Raw genomic sequence first — 6,581 nt, forward strand, 5'->3', positions numbered from 1 at the left:
AGGGAGTGTAAATAAGATATGGTCAAACGACAATATGCGGTTATTGGTTTGGGGAGATTTGGCATGAGTGTAGCTCGAAAATTACATGAGGCTGGGCAGGATGTCTTGGGAATTGATTGTAATGAGGAACGAGTCGAAGATGCTGAATTAGCCGTTACTCATGCAGTCGTGGCAGATACTACAGAGGAAAAGGCGCTTATTTCAATCGGGATTCGTAATTTTGATTGTGTAATTGTCGCAATTGGGAATGACATGCAGTCGAGTATTTTAACCGTTATGCTTTTAAAAGAATTTGGAGTGAAAAAAGTCATAGCGAAAGCTCTAGGCAAGCACCATGGCCGGGTTTTAGAGAAAATAGGGGCTGATTGGATCATTTATCCTGAAAGAGACATGGGGGAACGAGTTGCCAATCAGCTCCTATCACCGAATATGTTGAACTACATTGAACTGTCAAAAGAATTCAATATCGAGGAAATCATCATTCCACTTAGAATGGCGGAAAAAAGTTTACGAGATCTTGATATTCGTGCCAAATACAATGTAAGTGTCATTGCCATTGTTAGAGAAGGAGAAATAATCGTATCTCCACCCTCAGATCAGATTATTCATACAGGAGATTTATTAGTGGTAATTGGGAACAGAGAGGACTTAGCTAAATTTTCAAATATAGAATCATCATTGTAGCTAAAATGCGACTATGAACAACAGCTACTTCTAAGCGGATGCACAAGACTGACCAGACTTGGATTATTAGAATATGCTATTTTGATAAAGTCTCGTGGGGGTGCCTCGAAAAGAAGCGTCAGACCTTTTGAGGCCTACTCTATGCCCCTAATACGTTTTCTTGTGGAATACTCTGGGTTTGGTGATACACTTTAGGAAGAAAGCAATGTGGTTAAATAGAGCAAGTGTGTGGGGGGCAAACAATGGGGACGCTTTGGTATAACGGAAGCATTTATACGATGCAAACAGAATATGATCAAGTAGAGGCGATTTTTACTGAAAATGGCTCAATCATTGAGGTTGGCGAGGCTTCAGCACTTCGAGACACATATCGAGACACCATTACGAATGAAGTCGATTTGCAAGGTCAAATGCTTATTCCAGGACTTGTGGATAGCCATCTGCACTTGATTGGACATGGTGAAAAGCTAATGAGGCTGGATCTTTCGATGATGAAGAGCAGAGATGAAATCCTACAGGCCTTACTTAACAAATGTGCACAAACACCTGCTGGAGAATGGATTATTGCAGAAGGTTGGAATGAAAATGAATGGCCAGATTCTACACTTATATTGCGAGATGACTTGGATCAACTATCCAATGAACATCCGCTCGTTTTAAAAAGGGCTTGCCGTCATGCTGTCGTTGTGAATTCCTCGGCTTTGACAGGTAGTGGCATCGAGGAAAATATCGAGCAGCCGTTTGGTGGAGTGATTGGGCGGTATAAGGATGCCCGTTTAAACGGTATGTTTAAAGAAGCCCCTGCTTTGGAACTGATCATGAATCATGTACCGGGAATTACGGAGGAATATGTGAGGCGTGCGTTGTCTGCTTCGATTCGTGCTTGCCATAGACTTGGTTTAACTGGGGGGCATTCGGAAGATTTACATTATTACAATGGATTTTTGCCAACTTATCAAGCATTTGTTTCAGTTATTGAGGAAGCGAAATTGCCATTCCGTGTCAACCTGCTCGTTCATAATGAAGTGGTTGATGACATGAAAGAGGCTGGGTATGGATACCGCAGTAAACAAGGGTTGATTGAATTAGATGCGATGAAACTATTTGCAGACGGATCACTTGGCGGCAATACGGCATTATTAAGCCATCCGTATCGTGACCGTCCGGATACGCAAGGTGTGGCGATTTATACAGAAAAGGAACTGCATGATCTTGTTCAAAAAGCAAGGAATTATGAGATGCCAATCGCTGTACATGCAATTGGTGATCTTGCATTCGAAATGGTACTGGATGCCATTTGCGCTTACCCACCGAAGCCTGGCTGGAGAGATCGGCTTATTCATGCACAAATTATGAGAAGAGATTTATTAGATCGTGCCAAAGATTTACCGGTGATTTTCGATATTCAACCTGGCTTTGTCCCTTCTGATTTTCCATGGGTTATTGATAAAATAGGAAAAGAGCATATGGAATATAACTATGCATGGAAAACATTCATTGAAGAAGGCATTCATTGTGCAGGCGGTTCAGATGCGCCGATTGAACCGGTCGATCCGTTGCTAGGTATTCATGCTGCTGTGACAAGAAGAAAGCCGTTTGGTCCAGACCAAACGATTTATAATGAAAAGGAATGTCTATCGCTATTTGAGGCGCTCTCCTTATATACGACTGGGAGTGCTTATGCGATTGGGCAAGAAGAATCGCGTGGCAAGATTGCTCCGGGATATGTGGCTGATTTCACAGTTTTTGAAAAAGATTTGTACACCGTCCAGCCCGATGAATGGCTTGAAATACAAGCAGGCATGACAGTTGTCAACGAACAGATTGTCTATGCGAAAAAATAATCATAGAAGAAGTAGAAACTTGCATGTATAATAAATATATTTCGTAATCTGAAATAGTATAGTAGAAAGAAGGCATGCAGGTCATGAAATTGGAAAGTCAAAGAGAAGGTGCCTTTTTTGCGGCATTATCTTATTTAATATGGGGCATCATTCCGATGTATTGGAAGATGATACAAGATGTGTCTGCTGGAGAAATCCTTGCTCATCGGATTATTTGGTCGTTTGCTTTTATGGTCGTTCTTTTATTGGTTTCGAGAAAATGGAAGAACTTTGTCAGTTTTCTAAAAGAGATTGTTCAGAATCGAAAAATCCTGTTCTCGCTTTTTCTTGCTTCGATTTTGGTCAGCATTAACTGGGGAACGTTCATCTGGGCTGTGAATGCAGGGAGGATTATGGAAACTAGCCTTGGTTATTATATCAATCCACTAGTTAGTGTGCTGCTTGGGGTCATTGTCTTAAAAGAAAAACTAAGTAAGCAACAGGTCTTTGCCTTTTCGCTTGCAGGTGCAGGTGTACTTATTCTTGGTATTTACTTTGGCTCAATCCCATGGATTTCACTCATTTTGGCTGTAACATTTGGACTGTATGGTCTAGCAAAAAAAATGATAAAGGCCGACTCAGCTATGGGGCTCACATTAGAAACCTTAATGGTTACTCCATTTGCGTTAGGATATATCATTTATATTCTGTCTACATCAGGTTCAGCGTTCTTTACAACATCTCATACAGCTTTACTATTAATGGGAGGGGGCGTTGTCACAGCGCTACCACTATTGTTTTTTGCAAAAGGAGCACAAAAAGTTCCGCTATCTATGCTCGGGATTTTGCAATACATTGGTCCAACCTTATCATTGATACTTAGCGTATTTGTCTACCATGAGTCATTTACGAAAGTCCACTTACTTGCATTCATCTTTATCTGGAGCGCACTAGTCATCTATACTCTCTCGATTACAAAAAATAGAGTCATAGGTAGCAATAACGTGAAAAAACAAGTAAGACGTGGTGCTTGATCTTTATCCCGCATTAACGGGCAGTAAGACCCCCACCTCAAGCTTATGAAGTACAAAGAAGGTAGGTGGGGGACAAACTGCCCGTAAAAGCCCGATTGGTTCAACTAACCATCAGTGGGGGATAAAAGAACCCCCCACTGATGGAAGTTTCACTTTATTAAAACCAGAGGATGTCCCAAAAGCAAAGGGTCAGACCCCGCAACAACTAAATACAGTATAGGATAAGTGAATGAACCACTACATACTGATTTAGAGTGCGAGGTCAGACCCTTTTGGGACATCCTCTTTATTTAATTATCCCGCATTAACGGGCAGTAAAACGGGACTAACAATCAGTAGGGGATGAAGAAAACCCCTACTGATTGAAGGTTCACTTTATAAAAATGTTCTTTTTACTTTTTCCCAAAATGAGTTGTCTTTTAGTTTGATCGTTTTAATCGATTTTCCGCTTAGATTTACTTGAATTTTCTCAATATCGCGGATGCTTAGTGCTTCATTGTCGAGACCAATCGTTGGGTAATCGTTTTCATTTTGTGGCATTCTGACGGATAATGTTCGTTCAGGTCCAAGAATAAAAGAGGATCCGAGCGTTCGATAAGTATTGTTGTTGATCGAAGCAAGCTCGCTCACTTGAAAGCATGGTAAAGTTGGGTCCACAACCGCGCCTTTCACTGATTTGTTGTAGGCAGTACTTCCAGTTGGCGTAGCAATCACGATTCCATCGCCTCGGAACGTTTCAAAATGGATTGAATCAATAAAGAGATCCAGCACGAATGTTTTTATAATCGCAGAACGGATGCTTAGTTCATTGAGCGCAAAGAAAGAGGGCTGATTATCCAATTTAATTTCAATCGTTGGATAGCGCCGTACTTCAATTTGATCTGTTTCTGTTGATTCAATCATTTTGTTGGTATCTTCTAAATGAAAATCACAATACATATTTAAGTTCCCGGTTGTAGAAATCCCCGCATATAAGCAATCTTCTCGGAAACCCGTTTTTCTGACTGCTTGAAGAAATGTCCCATCATCCCCAATACTAACGATAATGTTCGCGTGTTTAAAATCAGGTACGATATTATACCCATTGCGTTGTGCTAAATCCCGTAATGGCTGTACTTTAGCAAGAGTATCTTCAGATTGTGCATGAAAGAAATACAAATTACGACGATTATCCATAGTAAAAACCTCCAACAGTATTGAAATTATTTTCCAAAAAAGTAGATTGTTTGTTACAATATTAGGGTGTTTCCTTAGTTTATCATGAGATGAAACATTTTGAAAATTCAAACGCATAAACTAGTAGTGCGTGTCCAAAAAGGAGGATAAAAGATCCGAGAAGTTCTGCGAGCGCATCTCGAGAGAACCGGACTTTTTGAACAACCTCTATTAAGTAAAGAGTAGAGAGAGGATGAAGATAATGAATGGAAAGCGTTGGGCTGCTTTGGGAATTGCAGTAGTGTTATTTGGTTTCTCAATCGGTTTCAATTTCTTGACCACAGCCATGTTCGTTGATGTTGATAAGCTGTTTAATGATTTTCTTGGATCAGATGGTGAATTTATGACAGAAGTGATTGAACAAGGTACAGGCTTTGACGAAATTGCTGTACTTGATATCGAAGGAGTTATTCAAGATACAGGAAATTCCGGCTCATTGTTAGGTACAACCGGTTACAATCACAGAGCCTTTATGGACAAATTGGATATGGTGAATGAAACCCCAGCAATAAAAGGAATGATTTTGCGTGTCAATTCACCAGGCGGCGGTGTTGTTGAAAGTGCCGAGATCCGTGACAAAATTTTAGAGATCCAAAAAAGTGGAGTGAAAGTTTACGTTTCAATGGGATCTATGGCCGCATCTGGCGGATATTATGTGTCAGCGCCAGCGGATAAGATTTTTGCAAGTCCTGAAACATTAACGGGTTCATTAGGCGTTATTATGCAAAGTGTGAACTACGGAAAATTGGCAGAGAAATATGGCGTTGATTTCGTAACGATTAAAAGTGGACCATACAAAGATATTATGAGCCCAACACGAGAGATGACAAATGAGGAAAGAAATATCCTACAAACATTAATTGATAATTCATATAATCAATTTGTGAAAATTATTTCTGAAGGCCGGAGTATATCAGATGCCCAAGTCCGAAAATTAGCGGACGGCCGAATCTATGATGGTCGCCAGGCACTGGATGCAAAGTTAATTGATGGTCTCGGCACATTAGATGATACAATTTCAGCGATGCAAAAAGATTTGAAATTGAAAAATGCCTCGGTGATTAGGTACACAGATCAAGCAGGCTTTGGAACTCTTTTCAATATGGGCGCAAGAAAGCTAATGGGGAATGACCTTGAGAAAGAGGGTCTGGTTGAATTGCTTTCGAGAACGAATTCTCCGCGATTGATGTACCTATATTCACAATGAGGAGGCGAGAAGAATGAATGAGGATAAACAGACAAATAATGATGTAAATCTTGATAAAGAGTACGAATCAAATTCTCGCCAACTTGATTTAGATGAAACGTTACGGGAGAAAGAGTTGATTTTGACAAATCAAGTAGCAGGTTTCGATCAGGAAGGCCGCCCTTTAGTGGCCTATGCTGGATTTTGGATGAGGTTTTGGGCCTATTTAGCCGATTTATTAGTCATTGGTAGTTTAAATCGAATTCTGATTAGCCCTCTTTCCATGGCCATTACTGGGAATGTTTTTGACAGCTCCTTCTTTTCTATTCAAGCAATTGGAACAACAATCGTTTTCTATTTGTATTTCGTGCTGATGACTCGATTCTTTGGAAAAACATTAGGGAAAATGATATTCGGCTTGAGAGTTGTTAGTCTAAAAGAAGAAAGGATCTCTTGGGGGACATTGTTTTTTAGAGAATTCATTGGCCGATTCATTGCCAAGTTTCTTTTTGCAGGCTATATCATTGTCGGATTCCTCCCTAAAAAGCAAGGACTTCATGACATCTTTGCCGACACAACAGTCATATTAGATCGAAAGTAACGAGAAAAGCGGAAGGCGCCCGTTAATCGGCGACAAGC

Annotated in this window: 6 protein-coding genes; 5 read left to right on the forward strand and 1 reads right to left on the reverse strand. The window is 40.4% G+C overall.

The window, feature by feature from the left end:
• The first annotated feature begins 18 nt into the window (after nucleotides 1–18).
• The 3 genes from ACIQZI_RS02610 to rarD all read left to right on the forward strand — a co-directional run bounded on the left by ACIQZI_RS02610 (nucleotide 19) and on the right by rarD (nucleotide 3,541).
• Nucleotides 19–684 (forward strand): potassium channel family protein, encoded by a 666-nt coding sequence (locus tag ACIQZI_RS02610; RefSeq protein ID WP_062176751.1) that lies wholly within the window; start codon nucleotides 19–21, stop codon nucleotides 682–684.
• Nucleotides 685–926: 242 nt separating this feature from the next.
• A complete protein-coding gene (locus ACIQZI_RS02615) occupies nucleotides 927–2,528 on the forward strand; it encodes an amidohydrolase (protein ID WP_403069034.1) in 1,602 nt (533 codons plus the stop codon).
• Between the two features lie 83 nt (nucleotides 2,529–2,611).
• Complete coding sequence (gene rarD / locus ACIQZI_RS02620) at nucleotides 2,612–3,541, forward strand: EamA family transporter RarD (RefSeq protein WP_062176757.1); 930 nt, start codon at nucleotides 2,612–2,614, stop codon at nucleotides 3,539–3,541.
• Between the two features lie 375 nt (nucleotides 3,542–3,916).
• Here rarD and ACIQZI_RS02625 read toward each other — a convergent pair whose 3' ends face one another.
• Complete coding sequence (locus tag ACIQZI_RS02625; RefSeq protein ID WP_062176760.1) at nucleotides 3,917–4,717, reverse strand: NAD kinase; 801 nt, start codon at nucleotides 4,715–4,717, stop codon at nucleotides 3,917–3,919.
• A 241-nt stretch (nucleotides 4,718–4,958) separates the two neighbouring features.
• On the opposite strand from ACIQZI_RS02625, the gene sppA reads away from it, so the two are divergent.
• Both sppA and ACIQZI_RS02635 read left to right on the forward strand, forming a co-directional pair.
• A complete protein-coding gene (sppA, locus tag ACIQZI_RS02630; RefSeq protein WP_403069039.1) occupies nucleotides 4,959–5,963 on the forward strand; it encodes a signal peptide peptidase SppA in 1,005 nt (334 codons plus the stop codon).
• A 13-nt stretch (nucleotides 5,964–5,976) separates the two neighbouring features.
• Nucleotides 5,977–6,543: an RDD family protein gene (locus ACIQZI_RS02635; protein WP_403069042.1), complete on the forward strand. Its 567-nt coding sequence runs from the start codon at nucleotides 5,977–5,979 to the stop codon at nucleotides 6,541–6,543.
• Nucleotides 6,544–6,581 lie beyond the last annotated feature (38 nt).

The organism is Peribacillus sp. NPDC096379, from assembly GCF_044762875.1.
Taxonomy (GTDB): domain Bacteria; phylum Bacillota; class Bacilli; order Bacillales; family DSM-1321; genus Peribacillus.

What these genes read in the sequence shown, in the direction of transcription:
- sppA (WP_403069039.1), top strand. Translation starts at nt 4,959, where the DNA reads ATGAATGGAAAGCGTTGGGCTGCTTTGGGAATTGCAGTAGTGTTATTT.
- ACIQZI_RS02635 (WP_403069042.1), top strand. Translation starts at nt 5,977, where the DNA reads ATGAATGAGGATAAACAGACAAATAATGATGTAAATCTTGATAAAGAG.
- rarD (WP_062176757.1), top strand. Translation starts at nt 2,612, where the DNA reads ATGAAATTGGAAAGTCAAAGAGAAGGTGCCTTTTTTGCGGCATTATCT.
- ACIQZI_RS02615 (WP_403069034.1), top strand. Translation starts at nt 927, where the DNA reads ATGGGGACGCTTTGGTATAACGGAAGCATTTATACGATGCAAACAGAA.
- ACIQZI_RS02625 (WP_062176760.1), bottom strand. Translation starts at nt 4,717, where the DNA reads ATGGATAATCGTCGTAATTTGTATTTCTTTCATGCACAATCTGAAGAT.
- ACIQZI_RS02610 (WP_062176751.1), top strand. Translation starts at nt 19, where the DNA reads ATGGTCAAACGACAATATGCGGTTATTGGTTTGGGGAGATTTGGCATG.